This is a genomic window from Aerococcus sp. UMB1112A, assembly GCF_030230715.1.
GTDB lineage: Bacteria > Bacillota > Bacilli > Lactobacillales > Aerococcaceae > Aerococcus.
This window is the reverse complement of the sequence record NZ_JASPDS010000004.1, coordinates 91234-111054: the sequence shown is the minus strand read 5'-3', so window position 1 is coordinate 111054 and position 19821 is coordinate 91234. Positions and strand designations below refer to the sequence as shown.

At 50.7% G+C, this 19821-nt stretch carries 21 protein-coding genes; all 21 read left to right on the top strand.

The window, feature by feature from the left end; all coding sequences use genetic code 11:
* Positions 1–76 precede the first annotated feature (76 nt).
* The 21 genes from QP860_RS03810 (at position 77) to ftsZ (ending at position 19821) form a co-directional block, all read left to right on the top strand.
* Positions 77–610, top strand: coding sequence for a YqeG family HAD IIIA-type phosphatase (locus tag QP860_RS03810; RefSeq protein WP_070617691.1), 534 nt, complete (start codon positions 77–79; stop codon positions 608–610).
* Complete coding sequence (gene yqeH, locus QP860_RS03805) at positions 600–1700, top strand: ribosome biogenesis GTPase YqeH (protein ID WP_284912211.1); 1101 nt, start codon at positions 600–602, stop codon at positions 1698–1700. The genes QP860_RS03810 and yqeH overlap by 11 nt, the downstream gene beginning before the upstream one ends.
* Before the next feature lie 17 nt (positions 1701–1717).
* On the top strand, positions 1718–2029 hold the full coding sequence (gene yhbY, locus QP860_RS03800) for a ribosome assembly RNA-binding protein YhbY (RefSeq protein WP_067972107.1): 312 nt from the start codon (positions 1718–1720) through the stop codon (positions 2027–2029).
* An 11-nt stretch (positions 2030–2040) separates the two neighbouring features.
* The gene (locus QP860_RS03795) at positions 2041–2679 is read left to right on the top strand and encodes a nicotinate-nucleotide adenylyltransferase (RefSeq protein ID WP_070617697.1); all 639 of its coding nucleotides are present in this window, start codon (positions 2041–2043) and stop codon (positions 2677–2679) included.
* Positions 2669–3286, top strand: coding sequence for a bis(5'-nucleosyl)-tetraphosphatase (symmetrical) YqeK (gene yqeK, locus QP860_RS03790; RefSeq protein ID WP_284912210.1), 618 nt, complete (start codon positions 2669–2671; stop codon positions 3284–3286). The genes QP860_RS03795 and yqeK overlap by 11 nt, the downstream gene beginning before the upstream one ends.
* Entirely contained in the window at positions 3286–3645 is a 360-nt protein-coding gene (gene rsfS / locus QP860_RS03785; protein ID WP_284912208.1) for a ribosome silencing factor, read from the top strand. Before yqeK ends, rsfS begins: the two co-directional genes overlap by 1 nt.
* A gap of 1 nt (position 3646) precedes the next feature.
* Positions 3647–4411, top strand: a complete 765-nt coding sequence (locus tag QP860_RS03780) for a class I SAM-dependent DNA methyltransferase (protein WP_284912207.1) — start codon at positions 3647–3649, stop codon at positions 4409–4411.
* A 1-nt stretch (position 4412) separates the two neighbouring features.
* On the top strand, positions 4413–5618 hold the full coding sequence (locus QP860_RS03775; RefSeq protein WP_284912206.1) for a nucleotidyltransferase family protein: 1206 nt from the start codon (positions 4413–4415) through the stop codon (positions 5616–5618).
* 114 nt (positions 5619–5732) lie between these two features.
* A complete protein-coding gene (locus QP860_RS03770; RefSeq protein WP_070617709.1) occupies positions 5733–6284 on the top strand; it encodes a YceD family protein in 552 nt (183 codons plus the stop codon).
* Positions 6285–6308: 24 nt separating this feature from the next.
* A complete protein-coding gene (gene rpmF, locus QP860_RS03765) occupies positions 6309–6494 on the top strand; it encodes a 50S ribosomal protein L32 (RefSeq protein WP_083272321.1) in 186 nt (61 codons plus the stop codon).
* Positions 6495–7260: 766 nt separating this feature from the next.
* Positions 7261–7638, top strand: a complete 378-nt coding sequence (locus QP860_RS03760) for a DUF3397 family protein (RefSeq protein ID WP_067972090.1) — start codon at positions 7261–7263, stop codon at positions 7636–7638.
* Positions 7639–7900: 262 nt separating this feature from the next.
* Entirely contained in the window at positions 7901–8332 is a 432-nt protein-coding gene (gene mraZ, locus QP860_RS03755) for a division/cell wall cluster transcriptional repressor MraZ (protein WP_070617712.1), read from the top strand.
* A 14-nt stretch (positions 8333–8346) separates the two neighbouring features.
* Positions 8347–9303, top strand: coding sequence for a 16S rRNA (cytosine(1402)-N(4))-methyltransferase RsmH (gene rsmH, locus QP860_RS03750; RefSeq protein WP_070617715.1), 957 nt, complete (start codon positions 8347–8349; stop codon positions 9301–9303).
* A gap of 25 nt (positions 9304–9328) precedes the next feature.
* Entirely contained in the window at positions 9329–9754 is a 426-nt protein-coding gene (ftsL, locus tag QP860_RS03745; RefSeq protein ID WP_070617718.1) for a cell division protein FtsL, read from the top strand.
* Positions 9751–11892 carry a penicillin-binding protein gene (locus QP860_RS03740; RefSeq protein WP_070617721.1) on the top strand — a complete coding sequence of 714 codons (2142 nt, stop codon included), beginning with the start codon at positions 9751–9753 and terminating at the stop codon, positions 11890–11892. Before ftsL ends, QP860_RS03740 begins: the two co-directional genes overlap by 4 nt.
* A gap of 25 nt (positions 11893–11917) precedes the next feature.
* On the top strand, positions 11918–12865 hold the full coding sequence (gene mraY, locus QP860_RS03735; protein ID WP_070617723.1) for a phospho-N-acetylmuramoyl-pentapeptide-transferase: 948 nt from the start codon (positions 11918–11920) through the stop codon (positions 12863–12865).
* Positions 12866–12874: 9 nt separating this feature from the next.
* On the top strand, positions 12875–14272 hold the full coding sequence (gene murD / locus QP860_RS03730; protein WP_070617726.1) for a UDP-N-acetylmuramoyl-L-alanine--D-glutamate ligase: 1398 nt from the start codon (positions 12875–12877) through the stop codon (positions 14270–14272).
* An 18-nt stretch (positions 14273–14290) separates the two neighbouring features.
* Positions 14291–15394, top strand: a complete 1104-nt coding sequence (gene murG / locus QP860_RS03725; protein WP_070617729.1) for an undecaprenyldiphospho-muramoylpentapeptide beta-N-acetylglucosaminyltransferase — start codon at positions 14291–14293, stop codon at positions 15392–15394.
* 19 nt (positions 15395–15413) lie between these two features.
* On the top strand, positions 15414–16685 hold the full coding sequence (locus tag QP860_RS03720; protein ID WP_070617733.1) for a cell division protein FtsQ/DivIB: 1272 nt from the start codon (positions 15414–15416) through the stop codon (positions 16683–16685).
* Positions 16686–17114: 429 nt separating this feature from the next.
* Complete coding sequence (gene ftsA / locus QP860_RS03715; protein ID WP_070617736.1) at positions 17115–18527, top strand: cell division protein FtsA; 1413 nt, start codon at positions 17115–17117, stop codon at positions 18525–18527.
* A gap of 28 nt (positions 18528–18555) precedes the next feature.
* Entirely contained in the window at positions 18556–19821 is a 1266-nt protein-coding gene (gene ftsZ, locus QP860_RS03710) for a cell division protein FtsZ (RefSeq protein WP_070485703.1), read from the top strand.

The window sequence follows — 19821 nt, the reverse complement described above, 5'->3', positions numbered from 1 at the left end:
GGTTAGGGTCCAATCGGCTTTTGTCACCGTCTTGGCTATGGTATACTTAGGCTAAGAAATAAACGGAGGACAAGCTATGTTAAAAAAATTCCAACCGACCTGGATGTTGGATACGATTCTACAGATTAGCCCGGACCAGGCCCGAAAGCACCAGATCAAGGCCATCATTACGGACTTAGATAATACACTCATACCTTGGAATTCCGCCCAGGTTCCGGAATACTTGAAACAGTGGGCGGAGGAGATGACCAGTTCGGGCGTTGAGATCTTGATCTTGTCCAATAATAACGGCCTCCGTGTTGCCGATGTGGCCAAGCAGTTGGGGGTCCGCTATCTGGCTCCAGCCTACAAGCCGCGCTCATCGGGTTACCTGGCGGCCCTCAAGACATTGGATATGACCAAGGAAGAGGTGGCCTTTGTGGGTGACCAGCTCCTGACCGATGTCTTCGGCGCCAACCGTCTGGGCATCCGTACCATCTTGGTCAAGCCCGTCGTCAAGACAGATGGTATGTGGACCCGGGTCAACCGCGGTGTTGAGAAACCCTTGAAATTTTTACTAGATAAATTCCATAAGAATTGGGAATGGAGGAATCAATTAGATGACAGATGAGTCATTGAAATGTATCGGATGCGGCGCTAGCATACAGACAGTTGATAAGAACCAGCGAGGCTATACGCCCAAGTCCGCCTATGAGGCTGGACTTGAGACTGGTGAACTGTACTGCCAGCGCTGTTTTAAATTGCGTCACTACAATGAATTGCAGGGGGTGACCATGAGCCACGACGACTTCCTGGCTATCCTCAATGGGATTAGCGACGAGGATGCTTTGGTGGTGAATGTGGTGGATATTTTTGATATCTCGGGCAGTCTGATCCCTGGCCTCAAGCGCTTTGTAGGGGACAACGACCTCTTGCTGGTGGCCAATAAGCTGGACCTTCTGCCCAGCTCCATCAAGGAAAGTCGCTTGACACACTGGGTGAAGAAATACGCCCGGTCCCAGGGCCTAGTGGTGGAGGAGCTGCTCTTAACCAGCGCCCAAACCCAGCACCATGTGGATGATTTACTGGAAGAGATCGAGCGCTTGCGCAAGGGCCGCAATGTCTATGTGGTCGGTGTCAGCAATGTCGGCAAGTCAACCTTAATTAACAGTATCCTCAAGGCGACAGGGATTGCTGGGGACCTCATCACGACCAGCGTTTTTCCCGGAACGACTTTGGACTTGGTGGAAATTCCTTTCGATGAATCCTCTTATCTCATCGATACCCCGGGGATTATGGAAGACGGCCAGCTCACTTCCCAGCTGTCCGCTGAAGGGCTCAAGCAAGTCATGCCCAAGAAACGAGTTAAGGCTCGGACCTATCAAGTCAACCCTGAGCAGAGCTTCTTTATCGGAGGCCTGGTCCAGGTTGACTACTTGGCGGGGGACCGCAATAGTTTCACCTTCTACCTGAGCAATGCTCTGAAGATCCACCGCCGCAAGCTGGAGGGGGCTGAAGCCTTCTATGTCGACCATGTGGGGGAACTTCTGACTCCTACGATTGAGGGAGCTGGTGACCGGGTCCGGCGTGAATTCCAAGTCAAGGCCGGCCAGGATCTGGTGATTTCAGGCCTGGGTTGGTTGACGGTGGCAGAGGATGCCAAGCTAGCCATTTACAGTCCTAAGGGGATCGATGTCCTCGTGCGGGAAGCCCTCATTTAAGTTAAGGAGTGTGAAAGATGTTAAACAATAAAGAAAAGAAGTATCTCAAAAAGATTGCCCAAAAGGAAAAGGCCATTTTTCAAATTGGAAAGAATGGCTTGAATGATGAATTAATTAAGCAAGTGGACCAGGCCCTAGAGAAGCGGGAATTGGTAAAATTAAACATCCTCCAAAATTCCAGCGCCGAGGTCGACCAAGCAGCTGAGGAATTGGCGACTGGCTTGCGGGCAGAGATTGTCCAAACCATCGGCAAGACCCTGGTTCTCTACCGGCCTTCCCAAGAAGCCAAGAACCAAAAGCTGTCAGCTGAAGTCAAGGCTTTGGGCTAGGAGGCGAGCGTATGGGAGCGCGTGAGCAAAGCGCTGGCCTTGCGCTAGCCAGCCAATTAGAAGAAAGGACAAAGAAGCGGCGCCGTGTGGGGATCTTAGGCGGGAGCTTTAACCCCATCCACCAGGGCCACTTAATCATTGCCGACCAGGTCTATGATAAGCTCTGCTTGGACCAGGTTTACCTGATGCCCAACTACCAGGCCCCCCATGTGGATCCCAAGGCTTTTCTGGATGCAGACAAGCGCTTGGCCATGTTAGAGTTGGCGATTGCGGGCAATGAACACTTGGCTATTGAAAGCCTTGAACTCGAACGCAAGGGCAAGTCCTATAGCTTTGATACTATGGATATCCTGACCAAGCTCAACCCCGATACGGATTATTATTTCATTATTGGTGCGGACATGGTGGAATACCTGCCGACCTGGTACCGGATCGACGACTTGGTCGAGATGGTTCAATTTGTTGGGGTTAAGCGTCCAGGTTATCAACTGGAAACAGACTATCCGGTCCTCTATGTCGATGTGCCGGAAATGGCGATTTCCTCGACCCAGATCCGCCAGGCCGTTAGCCAGGGCCACAGTATCCGCTACCTTGTCCCCGAAGCTGTCAGACACTATATTGAAGAGGAGGGATTGTATCTTGACGCTTGACGAGATGACCTATCAAAAAAACTTAATCCAGGTTTCTCGAGCAGAACTCTTGGACCGGGCCCAAGCCCGCTTGTCTAAGAAACGCTTCCGCCACCTCTTAGGGGTAGAAGAGGCAGCCGTCCACCTGGCTGACCGCTATGGTGAAGATAAGGAGCGGGCCAGTATCGCAGCCTTGCTCCATGACTATGCCAAGGAGGCGAGCTTAGACGAGCTCCAGGCCTTTGCTGACCATCCAGATTACGATCCAGACTGGCCAGAAGCGGGCAATGCCATTTGGCACGGTCCTCTTGCTGTTCTGATGGCTAAGCGCGATCTGGGATTGGACGATCGGCTGATTGAGCAAGCCGTTTGGAACCATACCCTGGGGAGTTTAGCCTGGACGGGCTTGGATAAGATTTTATACATTGCCGATTATATTGAAGCCAACCGCGACTTTCCCGGGGTCAAAGAAGCTCGCAAAGTCGCTGAAAAATCACTGGACGCTGCCGTTGACTACAAGATCCGGCACAGTTTAATGCATTTATTGGAAACAAGGAAGCCAATCCACCAACAAACGATTGCCGTTTATAACCAGTGGGTGCAAGCACATGAGGAGGATGCCTTTTAATGACAGCTAAGAATACGGAACTATTAGAATGCGTGGTAAAAGCGGCGGACGACCGTTTGGGTAAGGACATTGTTGCCTTAGATATGGCGGGCTTGACCACCTTGGCCGACTACTTCGTGATCGTAACGGCCAATAATGAGCGCCAGGTGAACGCAGTCGCCGATGCTGTGGAAGAAGCGGTCTACAAGAACGACTTTGACGTCAAACAAGTGGAAGGCCGCCAAGCAGGCAAATGGGTCCTACTTGATTGCCACGATGTCATTGTTCACATCTTCCAAGCGGATGAGCGGGAACGCTATAACTTGGAAAAACTTTGGCATGAAGCCCCACTTCTAAACCTTAACGACTGGTTGAGCTAAGATGGCTGACAAGAATTACCAAGTCTTCCAGGAGGTTTACGACCTCCTCTTCGACAAGTCCCTCTATCCGGCTTGGGCTGATTTTTGCCAGGAGGCTCTGGACCGCTACCTGCCAGGCCAAGACCGCTACCGGCTCTTGGATGTAGCCTGTGGGGACGGGGAGTTTGCCTTGGAGATGCTTGAGCGCGGTTTTGACGCCAGGGGCTATGACCTGTCCGAAGACATGGTAGATCGCGCTCAAGCCCGTTTGGCAGAAGCTGGCTACAAGGACCGCATCTACCAGGGGAATATGTTGGAAGACCAAGCAGAAACAGGCTATGACTTGCTGACTCTTTTCTGCGACAGCCTCTGCTACTTGGAGGGGCCTGAAGAGCTAAGCCAATGTTTCATGGCCCAGGCCAAGGCCTTAAAAGCTGGGGGACTTTTTATCTTTGACATCCATTCGGCCTACCAGATGAACCAGGTCTATCCCGGCTACCAATATATTGAAGAATGGGATGATGCCGTTTTTACTTGGCGGAGTGAACAAGTTCGGGGCGAAGGGACCATCGACCACTTGCTAAATATCTTTGTCGAAGACCCAGAAACGGGCTATTATGAACGCCATGAAGAGCTTCACCGGGAACAGATTTTTCCTTTGTCCTGCTACCAAGACTTGCTCAAGCAAGCCGGCTTTGTGAACGTGCAGGTGAGTGCTGACTTTAGCTTTGAAGCTCCTGGTCCCGAAAGTCAGCGTCTCTTTTTTACCTGTGTGAAGGAGGCTTAGGATGCGTGCCTGTGGTGTGATTGCAGAGTGGAATCCTTTCCACAATGGCCACGCTTACTTGTTGAGTGAGGCCAGGCGGGTCAGCCGAGCCGACCTGGTTGTGGCCGTGATGAGCGGCAATTACTGCCAGCGCGGGGAACCGGCCATCGCCTCGAAGTGGGACCGGGCTGGGGCGGCTTTGGCCAATGGGGCTGACTTGGTCGTGGAACTGCCGCTTTGGTGGGCTAGCCAGTCGGCCAATTATTTTGCCCAAGCAGCTATTGCTTATCTGAATGTCCTGGGCTGCCAGGATATCGCTTTTGGCGTTGAGACGGCTGATTTTAGCCCTTATCTGGCCTTTGCGTCCTGGTTGGCTCAACATCCTGAAGCTCTGGACCGGGCCCGGCAGACAGTCAGCCAAGTCAAGGACAGCCATGCTGACCAGGAATTGGCGGCTTGGGCCTATCTTTTGGACCAGGAAGAGGACTTGGCAGGTCTTCATTTAGATTTTGAAGACCAGTCCAATACCCTCTTGGCCATGGTCTACGCCTTAACGATTTACCGTGGTCAATTCCATATGATGCCCCATCCTATCCAGAGGCAAGGCGACGGCCACCGGCAAGATCAGGCGGTGGACCAACACTTCGTCTCGGGGACCTATCTCAGGCAGGCCCTCCAATCAGGGGAGCTAGGAGACCTAGTCCCTTACTTGCCGGAAGAGATGCTTTCACGCTTGGCCAAGCAGGAGACTTTTCCCAGTCTCGAAGCTCTTTATCCCTATATTCGCTACCTGCTCTTAGTCCAGGACCGAAAGACTTTGGCCCAGATTCATTTGATGGATGGGGGAATTGAAGGTCGGCTCCAAGACGCCGCCCGTCAGCACCGGAATTTGGAGGACTTCTTAACTAGCGCTCAAACGCGGTCCTGGCCCCGCTTACGGCTCCAACGTCTCCTTCTCATGCTGGCCCTGCAAGTTTCCAAAGACCGGCTCCAAGACCTCCACCAGGGGTCCCAGCCCATTTTTATCCTGGCCCAGTCAGAGGCAGGACGGGCCTATTGCCGGTCCATCAAGAAAGCTTTACCCGCTAATTACCGCTGGATAGGGCGGGTCAACCGCGACGTCGCCCAGACCTGGCCCGAGTGGCTAGCGGCTGACCAAATCTACAGCGACTATTTACTCCAAACAGACCGAGACGAGAACTTTGGGCGTTGGCCGATAAGCCCTTGAAAAAATAATCATAGAAAGGGAGCAAGAAGAAAAAAATGACTTGTCAAGGAAATATCATTGACAAATGCTCGATGAGTCGGTATAATTTTTCTTGTTGCTTAATGGTGGTCAATCATGAAATGGTCATTTCAAGAATTACGAATTCAGGCACAAGATCCTCTAGCCATCGATACCAGCATCGAAATCTCCGATGAGATGCAGGAGCGTAGCGATGAGATCCTAGCCATGTCGCCCGTGAAGGTTGACGGCTTCGTGATTTATGAAGAGGCAACTGTATTGGCACAACTGCAAATAGCATTAGATGTGACGCTACCATCTTCACGATCCTTAGAGCCTGTCAATGTGTCGATGGCCTTTTCCATTAATGAGCGTTACTTGCCTAAGGGCATGGAAACAGATATCATTGATGATGAGGCGGTTCTACAAATCGAAGTTGAAGGGAATTCAGTCGATCTCAAAAGAGCGATTGAAGACAACATCTTGCTCCATTTGCCGCAACAGCGCTTAACAGCTGAAGAAGCAGAGGAGCAAGAGCTTCCAATGGGCAAGGACTGGGATATGATGACGGAGGATTCTTACCGCTCAAGTCTTAAGGGCGAGGAAAAAATCGATCCGCGCCTTGCAAAGCTGAAGGACTTGTTTGCTGATGAAGCGTCTGAAGATTAAATGACGATATAGGAGGTGTGAATGATGGCAGTACCAAAGCGTAAAACATCAAAAGCAAAAAAACGTTCACGTCGTACACATTATAAATTAAACGTACCAGGTATGAACGAATGCCCTAACTGCGGCGAATTACGTAAATCACATCACGTATGCCCAGCATGTGGTTACTACAACGGTAAAGATGTGATGACTGAAGAAGCAGCTGAATAAGTTGACTAGAAAGGTTGGGATCCCCAGCCTTTTTTTGTTAGGGTGAGAGGGCGCGCGGTTAGCTTCCTTTCACTGGAGCAAGTCACCAGAGCAGTCTGCAAGACTGCGGCGGAGACTTGTGAAGTGACAAGGAAGCTGAGCGACCGAACCCGACTAGTTAGGGTGTGAGGCTTGGCGCTTAGACTCGGATGATTGGAGCAAGTCAGAAAAAGGGCAAGCCCCTCTTGCACGTTTCGTTCGTGTGAAGTGGAGAAGCTTCTGCCTCTGCGAACCCGACTAATAAGGGTGTGAAGGCTAGCGGGAGAAATAGACCTCTGGAGCCAAGAGCCAGAGAAGACTGAGGGCTTTCGACAGATTTTGGTGAAGAGGAGCTATTTCTGCTAGCCTGAGCCCAACTAGGGTGAGAGCAAGAGCGCCCAGACTTGAATGATTGGAGGCTCATCGAAAAAGGCTGACCTTGGTCAGACGTTTCGATGAGCTGGAATCACTTCAAGTCTGCTCTTGCGAACCTGACTATAGGGTGCGAGAGGATGCGGGAGAAAGGGACCTCTGGAGTAAAAGGACAGAGAAGACTGAAAGTCTTCGGAGTCCTTTTGCGAAGAGGAGCCCTTTCTGCCTTTGCGAACCCGACTACAGGGTGAGAGCAAGAGCTAATAACTAGGCCCGGACTACTCTTACAAAAACTTAGCGTAAGTGCTTACAGACTTTTGCCACATTCCTTATTAAAAGTATGCTAAAATAAAAGAAAAAAGACGGGGTGTTGCTCATGGAAGCTTTTACTTGGTTTGAAATTATTCTCTATATCCTTCCCATCCTCACCATTATCCTGGTGGCTAAGTATGGGAAGCCTTATTTGTCGGACGGCAAGCATATTAACTTGGTGGTCATTGATGTGGTCCACCCTATTCTCTGGCTCTGCTTCCACCTCGTCTCTCAATTGGTTCTCCACTGGTCCTTCCTGCCTATTGTGCTCGGTATCGTTTCCGTTCTGGCCCTAGCCATCCTCGCCATCCAGTTCCGCGATAACCTGCCCTTCACACCGGGGCGCTTCCTGCGTCGGCTGTCCAACCTAAGTTTTATTATCGTTTTTCTTCTCTATTACGGCTTTGTTTTCTACCGGATCTTCGCTTTGATCTTCGCCTAGATTGCTTATCTAAATATTAAATCAATTGAAATCCATCAATCCATGGACCCCAAGCCAGCAGCCCACCGCTCCTGGTTTGGGGCCTTTTTTTGTATCTTCCCCTCAATCTTTAAAGTTTTGTTTAGTCTGTTCACGAAAGGGGAAAAATTGTGGAGAATTGTGGTGCAAAGTGGTAGATTATGGTAAACTTAACTTAATTTAGGAATTAAATCTTTGAAAAGTGGTTTAAACCATCGGGGCTGAGGCTGAGGGTGACGATAAGATGTTAATGGGCGAGTACAAACATAATATCGATAGCAAGGGTCGTCTAATTATTCCAGCGAAACTGCGGGAAGAATTAGGGGAGCTTTTTGTGCTTACCCGGGGGCTCGATGCCTGCATCTTCGCCTATCCCTTGGCCACTTGGGAGCAGATCCAGTCGAAATTAAAGGACCTGCCCTTGGTGAAACGCCAGGCCCGGGCTTTCACCCGCTTCTTTTATTCAGCAGCGGTTGAAGTCTCGGTCGACAAGCAGGGTCGGGTTAACATCCCCCAGGTCTTGTTGGACCATGCTCAGATTGAGAAGGCTTGCCAGATTGTGGGCGTTATGGACCGGGTAGAAATCTGGAGTAGCGACACTTGGCAAGCCTACCAAGACGAACTTGATGATAGCTTTGAAGATATTGCTGAAGAATTATTTGACTTAGGTTTATAGGAGGAGGTCCTAGGGTGACAGAAGACTTTAAACATATTACCGTGCTGCGTGAGGAAAGCGTGGAGGCCCTGCAGGTGAAAGCAGATGGCATCTATGTGGATTGTACCTTGGGCGGTGGGGGCCATAGCCGGCTGATTTTAGACCACTTGTCTGACCAAGGTCGGCTCTACGCCTTTGACCAGGACCTCACAGCTATCCAACATGCAAAAGAACGATTTGCCGAAGAAATCGCCCAAGGCAAACTGCAATTGATCCACCGCAACTTCCGCTATCTTAAGGAAGAATTGGCGCGTTTGGACGTTGACGGTGTGGATGGGGTTCTCTATGACCTGGGCGTCTCCTCCCCCCAGCTGGACCAAGTCGAGCGGGGCTTTAGCTACCACCAGAACGCGCCCTTGGACATGCGGATGGACCAATCTGCTCCCTTGACGGCCGAAGATGTCGTCAATGACTGGTCCTATGACCAGCTAGTTAAGATCTTCTACCGCTATGGTGAAGAGAAGTTTGCTAAGCAGATTGCCCGGCAGATTGAGCGCCGTCGCCAGGACCACCGGATCAAGGAAACTGGCGAATTGGTCGAGCTCATTAAAGAAGCCATTCCAGCTCCTGCCCGACGCAAGGGCGGTCACCCGGCCAAACGGGTCTTCCAAGCTATTCGGATTGCAGTTAACGATGAGCTCGGCGCTGTGGAAGATTCCTTAGAAGCGGCCTTGGACTTGCTCAAGGTCGGCGGTCGGATTTCCTGCATTAGCTTCCAATCCCTGGAGGACCGGATCGCTAAGCAGCTCTTCAAGGACGCCTCGACGGTCGACCAACCACCGGCCAATATTCCAATCCTCGCCCAGGACCTGGAAGAGGCCTCTTACCGCTTGGTCACCCGTAAACCAATCTATCCATCAAAAGAAGAATTGGCCCATAATCCACGGGCCCAAAGCGCTAAATTGCGTGTTATCGAAAGAATTAACGATTAATCACACTCGTGAAGGGAGAAAAAACATGGGACTCTTCGCACTACACCCAGAACAAGCAAGTCTTGCCTATGCCATGCCAGCTGAGAAGGCGGCGCCCTTGGAGGATCAACCGTCTAGCCCCAAGAAAAGTCAGGTCCACCTGGTCCAAAAGGCGGCCCATAAACAGCACAGTCAGAAGCGTTTTCTGACGACAGTAGACTGGGTCAAATTGATCAGTATGTTCATGGCGACTGCTGCCTGCCTGATCTTTCTCGTCGCTAGCAAGGCCCAGTACATGCAGGCCGACCAGGAACTCAAAGGCATCCAGGCTCAAATTTCGGATGTGCAGAATAACAAGAATAATATCCAACAGAAGGTCAACGAACTTGGCAACTATGACCGGGTCATGGAGGTCGCTAAAGACCAAGGTTTGACCATGGATGAAGACAATATAAGGAATGTGGAAGAATGAAAACAAGCCAAGAGCAAAGAAAACAGCGGCGTCAATTCCTACATTGGATGCTGATCGCTGTTGCCGTCCTCTTCGCTAGCTTGATCTTGAGATTTGCCTTTATTATGCTCGGTGGCCATGTTAATGGAGTGGACCTCGAGCAGAGCGCCCAAGCCATGTATCAACGAAGTAGTATCTTAACGGCTAAACGGGGGACCATCTATGATATCGGTGGCAACCCCCTCGCCCTGGATGCTACTTCTTATTCATTGTATGCCGTCTTGACCGAGGCTTGGCAGGACGCTGAACACGTTACCGCAGAAACGCGTGACCATACGGCTGAGGTCTTAAGCCAGCACTTGGATATGGATAAGGAAGAGATCCTGAAGATCCTCTCAACGAAGAATGTTAACCAGGTAGAATTCGGCAATGCGGGGTCAGACCTCTCCTATGCCCAAATGGATGCTATCCGCCAGGAAAAATTACCAGGCATTGAATTTAGAGAAACACCGAGCCGGTCCTATCCTAATGGGGTCTTTGCTTCCCACCTGGTTGGCTATGCCCAGTTCAAGCAGGCTGAGAATGCCATGGATGACCGCTTAGTCGGCCAGCTGGGTCTGGAGAAGAACAAGGACCAGGAACTCCAAGGCAAGAATGGCTATGTGAGCTTCAGCAAGGCCGAGCAAAACGACCAGGAAGAGGAGGCGGCAGATGACCAAATCGCCCCTGTGGATGGACAGAATCTCTACACGACCCTGGACTCTCGCTTACAAACCTATTTAGAGACCCTGGTGACCCAGGTCAATGACACCTACAAGCCAGAGAACCTAACAGCCATGCTGGTGGACCCAAAGACCGGTAAGATCGCAGCGGCTACCCAGCGCCCCACCTTTAACCCGCAGACCCGGGAAGGGCTGGATACCATGTGGAAGAACTTGCTCGTCGAAGAATCTTTCGAGCCGGGCTCTACCATGAAGGTCTTGACCCTGGCAGCTGCCATTGAAGAAGGGGTCTTTGATCCTAATGCAAGCTATATGTCAGGGGCTATCAGCGTGGATGGCGGCGTGATTCGCGACTACAACCATGTCGGCTGGGGTATGATCAGTCAGCTGGACGGGGTAGCCCGGTCCTCCAATGTGCTCTTTGTCCAATTAGTGGGCGATATGGGCTATGATGTTTGGAAGGAATACATGTACGAATTTGGCCTCATGCAAAAACCTAACTCCGTCTTCAAGGAAGAGGTTGCGGGGTCTATGTCCTATGACTATGAAATTGAAAAAGTCTCAACCGGCTTCGGTCAGGGTCTCCGTGTGACGCCTTGGCAGATGGTCCAGGCCTTCACTGCCATTGCTAATGGGGGAGAGATGATGCGCCTGCAAATTATCGACCGGATGGAAAACAGCCAGGGCGACTTGCAAGTGGTCCAACCCGAGAAGATTGCCGCCCCGATCTCCAATGAAACGGCCCAAAAGACTCTCCAATACCTGCGCCGGGTGGTCGAAGATCCCCAAGGTACCGGACAAATGTATGCCGTGGAAGGCACCGAGATTGCGGCTAAAACGGGGACGGCTGAAATCTATGATACGGACAAGCAGACCTATCTGAGTGGAGGCTTTAACTACCTCTATTCGGTAGTTGGTTTTGCGCCAGCTGATAATCCCCAATACATCCTCTACCTCACCATCAAAAAACCGAAGATGGCAGGGGATGGTAAGCAACCAGCAGTCATGTTAGCAGATATCTTTGTTCCCCTATTAACACGGGCCCTAGATTATGCTAAGCTAGCTGAGACAGGAGGCTATGACCAGACTGAGATGGTCGATGTGACTGGGAAGAATCCGGGCGCTGCCCAACAAGAATTAGAGCGCCAAGGCTTCCTCAAGGTGGAAGTCCTGGGAACTGGCAAGCAGGTCATCGACCAGTCACCTAAGCCAGGGAGTAACTATTCTATGGCCAAGAAGGTCTATCTCTTGACTGATGAAGGCGTCCGCCTGCCAGACTTTAGCGGTCTGACACGCAACGAGAGCGAGGCACTAGCCAAGCTCCTCAACATCCCGGTGCGGATTGAGGGCGAAGGGCTCGTCGTCGGTCAGAGTGTGGATGTGAACACACCGATTGAATCAGTCGACCAAGTCCTCCTACAACTCCAACAACCTTAACTGAAAACAACGAAAGGGTTTCGATATGCTATTAAGTTTCATTTTCTGCTATGCCATCACCACGTTGGCCATGCCTTTCTTTATCAAGTACATGCACCAGAAACAGTTTGGACAAGCTATCCGTGAAGAAGGGCCGGCCTGGCACCAAGCCAAGAGTGGGACTCCAGCCATGGGGGGCCTGGTCTTTTTGGGGGCCAGTGTGGTCACCATCTTGATGATGAGTATTGTCCAACAGCACTGGTCTAACAGTGCTTGGGCCCTTGTCATCGCCCTCCTCTTCTTTGGCGGGATCGGCTTTGCGGATGACTTTCTGAAGATTTTCAAGAAGCAAAATGAGGGCTTATCCTCCAAGCAGAAGTTTGTCCTCCAGCTCTTGGGATCGGCACTGATGTCCTTTATCTTTGTCCTCTTTGGCTTGGAAGTTGAAATTCCTATCTTCAACATCGCCAGCCTGAGCCATCCCATCTTGATTTTCTTCTTCTTACTTTTTTGGATCACCGGCTTTTCTAATGCCTTTAACCTTACCGATGGGCTGGACGGCCTGTCGTCAGGTTGTGGGATTATTTCTTTTGCTGCTTATTTGACCATGGCCCTCCAAGCTGGCGAGCAAGGCATTGCCCTTTTCTGCGTGACCATGATTGCTGCCTTGCTCGGTTTTATCCTCTTCAATGTGAAGCCAGCCAAGATCTTTATGGGGGATGTGGGGTCTTTGGCCTTGGGAGCGGTGCTCGCCGTTCTCTCTCTTTTGATTGGTAACCCGTGGACCCTGCTCTTTGCTGGGATTATTTATGTGGCAGAGACGGCCAGCGTGATCTTGCAGGTAGCTTCTTTCAAACTGACGGGCAAGCGGATTTTTAAGATGAGTCCTATCCACCACCACTTCGAGATGCTAGGTTGGTCCGAATGGAAGGTCGACCTAGTCTTCTGGGCTGTTCAAATTATCGGCGCACTGATCGCCATCGCTATCTTCTAGGAGGAAATTATGGAAGAAAGACTAGAAATTAATCGGGAATCGCTAAAAAATAAAAAAGTCCTGGTCCTAGGCTTGGCCATGACAGGGATGAGTGTGGTTAGACACCTGACGGACCTGGGCGCCTTCGTCACTGTTAATGATATCAAGCCCTTAGAAGAAAATAAGGAAGCCCAGACCTTGATCGAAGAGAATGTCCGGGTCATTGCGGGCTCGCACCCGGTGGAATTGCTGGAGGAAGACTTTGCCTTTATGGTCAAAAACCCTGGCATTCCCTACAGCAATCCCATGGTCCAGGCCGCCCAAGCTAAAGGCTTGCCGGTCTACACGGATATTGAGTTGGTCGGCCAACTGACGCCAGCTGAAATTATTGGTATCACGGGGTCTAACGGCAAGACCACCACCGCTTCCTTGACCTTTCATATTTTAGAAGCTGCGACGGACTTGTCGGGCAAGAATTACCTGGCAGGGAATATCGGTCTAGCGGCCCTGGATGTGGCCCTGGATGCCAAGGCTAGCGATCGCTTGGTGCTCGAGCTTTCTAGTTTCCAATTGATGGGGACCTGCAGCTTCAAGCCTAAGATTGCCGCCATTACCAATCTTTATCCGACACATTTGGACTACCACGGGAGTATCGAAGCTTACCTGGAGGCCAAGTGGCAGATTACGGCCCAGCAGGAGGCTTCCGATTACCTGCTTTTGAACGCCGACCAGGAAGTGCTCTGGGACAAGCGTCATGAGACCCAAGCCCAAGTTATTCCTGTGTCACTAACGGGTCAGTCCCGGGAAGGAGCTTGGTACGATCGGGATCACCAGCGCTTGATGTGGCGAGAAGAAGCCGTTGTTGAGCGGGACCAGGTCTTTATTCCTGGCGACCATAATGTCCAAAATGCCCTAGTAGCGATGGCCATTGCTAAATTATTAGGTGTTTCCAATACGGCCATTCAAGCCGCTTGCCAGAGCTTCCATGGGGTCGCCCACCGGATGCAATTTGTTTTGGACTACCAAGGTCGTCGCTTCTATAATGACTCTAAGGCAACCAATAACGACGCCGCGAAGACAGCTTTGCGGAGCTTCCAAGCCCCTATCGTTTGGCTTGCAGGAGGCCTCGACCGAGGACTTGGCTTAGAGGACTTGAAGCCCGAACTCGGCCAGGTCAAGGCCATGGTCGTGATGGGGCAGACAGCTGACCGCTTTGCCAAGCTGGCTGAAGACATGGAAATCCCTTATGTCCATGCCAAGAATATCGAAGAAGCCACTGACTTAGCCTATGCCCAAAGCCAAGCCGGCGATGTGATCTTGCTCTCGCCAGCCTGTGCCTCTTGGGATCAGTACCTCAATTTCGAAATGCGGGGCGAGCGCTTTGTCCAAGCGGCCAAGCACTTAGCCCAAAGTAAAAAGGATCATTAACTAGGAAGGATGGAAAGCATGCGCGTTGTCTTATCGGGTGGCGGAACGGGAGGCCATATCTATCCCGCTCTTGCCTTACAGAAGAATATACTAGCCCATTACCCAGATGCTGAATTCCTCTATATTGGGACCGCCCAGGGAATGGAAGCGAAGATTGTGCCAGAACAGGGGATCCCCTTCAAGACAGTCCGAATCCAAGGCCTGAAACGGTCGTTATCAATGGATAATTTGAAGACGGCCTTTTATATGCTCCAGAGTGTGTCAGCGGCCCGCAAACTCTTGAAAGACTTCCAACCTGACGTAGTAGTCGGCACAGGGGGCTATGTCTGCGCGCCTGTCCTCTACGCCGCTTCACACTTGGGCCTGCCAACCGTGATCCATGAACAGAACTCGGTAGCCGGGATTACTAATAAGTTTTTAAGTCGTTATGTGGATAAGATTGCAATTTGCTTCGACCGGGTCAAGGCAGACTTTAGCCGCTATGCCCATAAGATTGTCTATACCGGCAATCCTCGAGCCCAGGAAGTGGCTGCTATCTCTGACAAGGTTGATTTGACGGAATATGGCCTGGTCAACAATCGTCCGACGCTCCTGATCTTCGGGGGTAGCCGGGGCGCTCAGCGGATTAATGATGCGGTCATGGCCTCGCTGGAAGCTTTCACCAAGCGGCCCTACCAAGTCCTGATCGCCACGGGTGAGATCTATTACGACGACTACCAAAAAGAATTTGATCACTTGGACCAGCTGACCAATGTCAAGGTGGTCCCTTATATCAAGAATATGCCCCAACTCTTTAATACGGTGGACTTAGTCGTCTGCCGGTCAGGGGCAACCACGTTAACTGAACTAACGGCTCTGGGGACGCCGAGTCTGCTGATTCCAAGCCCTAATGTGACGGGCAACCACCAGCAGCGCAATGCCGAATCCCTGGTCGACCACCGGGCAGCCAAGATGCTCTTAGAAGAGGACCTGAATAATGACCTCTTCTTGGAAATGATTGACGAATTGATGGCCGACGATATCCAGCGGGTACAGATGAGCCAACAAGCCCGACTGCTCGGAGTACCAGATGCAGCGGACCGTCTCCGCCGGGTCCTGGAGACAGCCATCGAAGAAAAATAAAGCCTAAAGGGGGAAAAGCATGGACTGGGAGAAAGAAAGACGACGTTATCAAAATAAAGCACATCCCTCAAGATCCCGGGTTAGTGGCCGGGAGGAAGGCCAGCCGTCGCCAGCTTCCTCGCACCAGTCGCAAGCAAGCTCTGCAGCCCAGCCGAAAAAGCAGGCCCGACCAGCCAGCCAAAAGCCCCAAGCTCCAAAGAAGCAGGGGCGGCGGTTTAAAGTTTGGCGGTCGGTCAAAGACCAATTCGGGCGTCAGGACAAGGGCCAGGCCAAGCCTAAGCCCCCTAAGCAAAAGAAAAAAGCCAAGGTGCCGGCTAAGACACGCTGGGCCTACTATGGCTTCTTTATCTTTCTTCTGTTAGTCGCCATCTACTTGGCCTCGCCGCTCAACCATGTGCGCGACATCCAAGTGCGGGGGACGCGGCAAATCAAGGAAGAAGACCTGGTCCGGGTATCCGGCCTCCATCCTTCCATGAGCCTAGGCCGGGTGGAATCCCTCCAGGAAAGCGCCATGCAGCGGATTAATACCGCCTATCCTCAGGTCCAGAGCGTGAACATCCAATTGGACGACCAGCGCAATGTCTTGATCAATGTCCAAGAACACCGGGTAGTCGGTTACGTGAAGAAGAAGGACTTCTACTATCCGGTCTTGGAAAACCAGATGATCTTGGATAAGGCCTTGTCTGAACCCGACAAGCAATTGCCGGTCTTTGAAGACTTCGATGACGGTCAAATCCTTAAACTTGCGGAGCAGTTAGGCAAGTTGCCAGACCGTATCCTCCAGCAGATTGGATCGATCCACAATATCTCAACGGCTGATTATCCCAACCATCTCGCTCTAAAGATGCGGGACGGGAATATTGTCACGGGCTTTATGCTGAAATTTGTGGACTATCTCCAATACTATGACCAAGTCCTGGAAATCTTGGACGGGCAAAAAGGGCTCTTGGATATGGACCTGGGCATTTTCTTTACCGAATTGACACCAGACAATAATCCATTTGCCAGCCCAGAAGAGAAGGAAGCCTATGAAGCCGCCCACCCATCGCCTGCCCAGGAGGACCGGCAAGAAATTGAAGTTAAGGCGGAAGGAGACCAAGCAGAGGCAAGTGCTGAAGCGGGTCAGTCATCAAGCGCTTCGAGCCAGAGTCAGGCTAGTACAGCTGGTTCATCTGGCACAGACAGTGCAGCGAGCACGGCCAGCCAGGCGACTCCTGACCAGGATCCGCCTAGTCAGGTCCCACCAGCTAGCCAAGCAAGCGGAGCTCATGCCAGCAGCCAGGCCCAATAGCAGACACTCAGTCGATTAAGTCAGAAGCGGAATTTTCTTTTCGCTTTTTTATTTTGAATTTCTTGACAAAACCCAGCTTTTCCTCTTGGGGTGCTTGCTTCTGATTGCTATAGGTATTTCTGTATGGTAAACTTGATTATAATCTGATATTTATAGCTTCTATGAAGAGGAAAGTGTGACAAAAGCTAACATGCTTTGGATTTTGCAAGGATGGTAAGGGAATTTATCATTGCTGAACTTGAAGTAAAACTTGGCTTTTGGAGCAGGTCCTAGTCTCTTTATCAAGAGGAAAGCTTGGCACTTGCTAGCTTTCTTTTCTTTCATTGATTTAGGAAAAGTTTACTGCTTTTGCTACTTTATTTATGTTAAAATAGAAGCGATATAGACATATCTTGATTATTGATTAAAGAATTTGGAGGTTTCAATTACATGGTGCAACCAAAAGTTTATGCGAGTCTCGATATTGGAACCACTTCAGTAAAAGTTGTTGTTGCCGAATATGTGAACCAACACCTGAATGTCATCGGTGTTGGGAGTGAACGTTCAGAAGGCTTGAGCCGGGGTGTGATTGTGGATATCGACAAAACGGTCGAAGCCATCAAGAGTGCTGTCCGTCAAGCTGAACGCAAGTCAAACTGTGAAATCAAAAACGTCATTGTTGGCGTACCATGTAATCAAGTGAACATAGAACCTTGTTATGGGATGATTGCAGTGGCAAATGAGAACCGTGAAATCACGGACAAAGATGTCAACAATGTCCTATCTGCAGCTAAGGTACGTGCAGTTCCACCAGAACGGGAGATCATTTCGGTGATCCCTGAAGAGTTCGTGGTTGATGGTTTCGATGGCATCCGCGACCCACGTGGGATGATTGGCGTTCGTTTAGAACTCTATGCGAGCATGATTACGGGGACCAAGACGATTATTCACAATATTCGCCGCTGTGTTGAGAATGCGGGTTTGAATATTGCCGACTTGGTCGTTCAACCCCTAGCAACAGCAGCTGCAGCCTTATCTGAAGGGGAAAGAGATTTCGGAACGATTATTATCGACATGGGTGGTGGCCAAACAAGCGCCAGCGTTATCCATGACAAACAATTAAAATTTGCCTACATCGACCAAGAGGGTGGGGAGTATATCACTAAAGATATCTCTACTGTCCTAAACACAACCATCGAGAATGCAGAGCAGATTAAGTTAGAATACGGCTATGCGGATTCCCGCCATACCAGCGAGAATGAATTTTTCCCGGTTGAAATTATCGGTAAGAAAGAACCTGCTAAGGTAGACGAACACTATCTTTCTGAAATTATTGAAGCTCGCGTGATGCAAATTTTGGAAACGATTAAGCGTGCCTTAGACCAAGTCGAAGCCTTTGACCTACCTGGTGGCGTGGTTATCACGGGTGGGGCAGCTGCTCTGCCTGGCGTGATTGACCTGGCTTCAGAGTATTTTGAAACGGAAGTGCGTTTCTATATTCCTGAGCATGTAGGTTTGCGCAATCCGATGTTCGCGACAGCAGTTGGCCTGGTGGAATATGCTTCGGGTCTCGAAGAAATTTACCATGTGGCCCAAGGTTATAACTTTGACAACCGGAGTCGGGACGCAGCCAAGCAAGAGGAAGAAAGCTATACCCGCCCTCAAGTCCGGGCTTACGAGCCGGAAGTCGACCATGAAGTTCAAGCAGAGAGCGTTCCTGAAGCGCCTTATGCTAGCTATGAAGAAGAGCTTCATGAAGAAGAAAGTAGGGGCACTCGCCAAGCAGCCGACCATGCGGCTAAAGAAGGCAATGAAGGCTTCGCTGATAAAGTGAAGAGCTTTTTTGAAGATATCTTTAACTAAGACGAGTAATGATTCAGGAGGATAAAAGATGGATTTAGAATTTGACAATTTACAAGATTTTGAACGCGGCGCTAACATCAAGGTTATTGGTGTTGGTGGCGGCGGTAACAACGCGGTTAACCGCATGATCCAAGAAAATGTACGTGGCGTAGAGTTCATTGTAGCGAATACCGATACCCAAGCCTTAGCGCACTCAAGCGCTGACGTGAAGATCCACCTCGGGCCTAAGATTGCCCGTGGACTCGGTGCTGGGGCCCAACCAGAAGTTGGCCGCAAAGCCGCTGAAGAAAGTGAAGACCAAATCCGTGAAGCTCTGCAAGGGGCAGACCTTATCTTCATCACAGCTGGTATGGGCGGTGGGACCGGTACGGGTGCCGCACCGATCGTCGCTCAAATCGCTAAAGAAGAATTAGGCGCTTTAACGGTAGGGGTTGTGACCCGTCCCTTCACTTTCGAAGGACCTAAGCGTGGCCGCTCAGCTGCGGAAGGGATTGCCAAGATGAAGGAACATGTCGATACCTTGGTTACAATCTCCAATAACCGCTTATTAGAAATCGTTGACAAGAAGACTCCAATGCGGGAAGCTTTCGGTGAAGCTGACAATGTTTTACGCCAAGGGGTTCAAGGGATTTCTGACCTGATTACCTCGCCTGGCTATGTGAACTTGGACTTCGCGGACGTACGGACCGTGATGCAAGACCAAGGGACAGCCTTAATGGGGATTGGCGCTGGCCAAGGTGAAAACCGGACCTCTGACGCGACCAAGAAGGCCATTTCCTCGCCATTACTTGAAGTATCTATCGATGGGGCAGAACAAATCCTCTTGAACATCGCTGGTGGCGAAGACCTGACCCTCTTCGAAGCTCAAGATGCTGCTGATATTGTTTCTGCTGCTTCTTCTTCAGAAGTGAACATCATCTTTGGTACAACAATCAATGAAGACTTGGATGATGAAGTTATCGTAACGGTCATTGCGACTGGGATTGACGAAGAACGTCGCCATGAAGAAAAGAAAGCTAGCCGTCAAAGCTCTGCCTTCAAGACTGGTGCCCAAAGTGCAGCCAGCCGTGACTATGGCAACCGTCCTGAACACTTTGAGCAAAAACAAGCCCCAAGTCGTCCAGCCCGTCCAAGCCGTCAAGATAACTATGATGATTGGGAAGCACCACGCGATAACCGTCGCCCAGCTGGAGATGACTACAACAACTACAATGCACCGAACGAAAGCTATGGCAATGAATTAGGTGAGGATGAATTAGATACCCCACCATTCTTTAGAAAGCGTCGTCGGTAA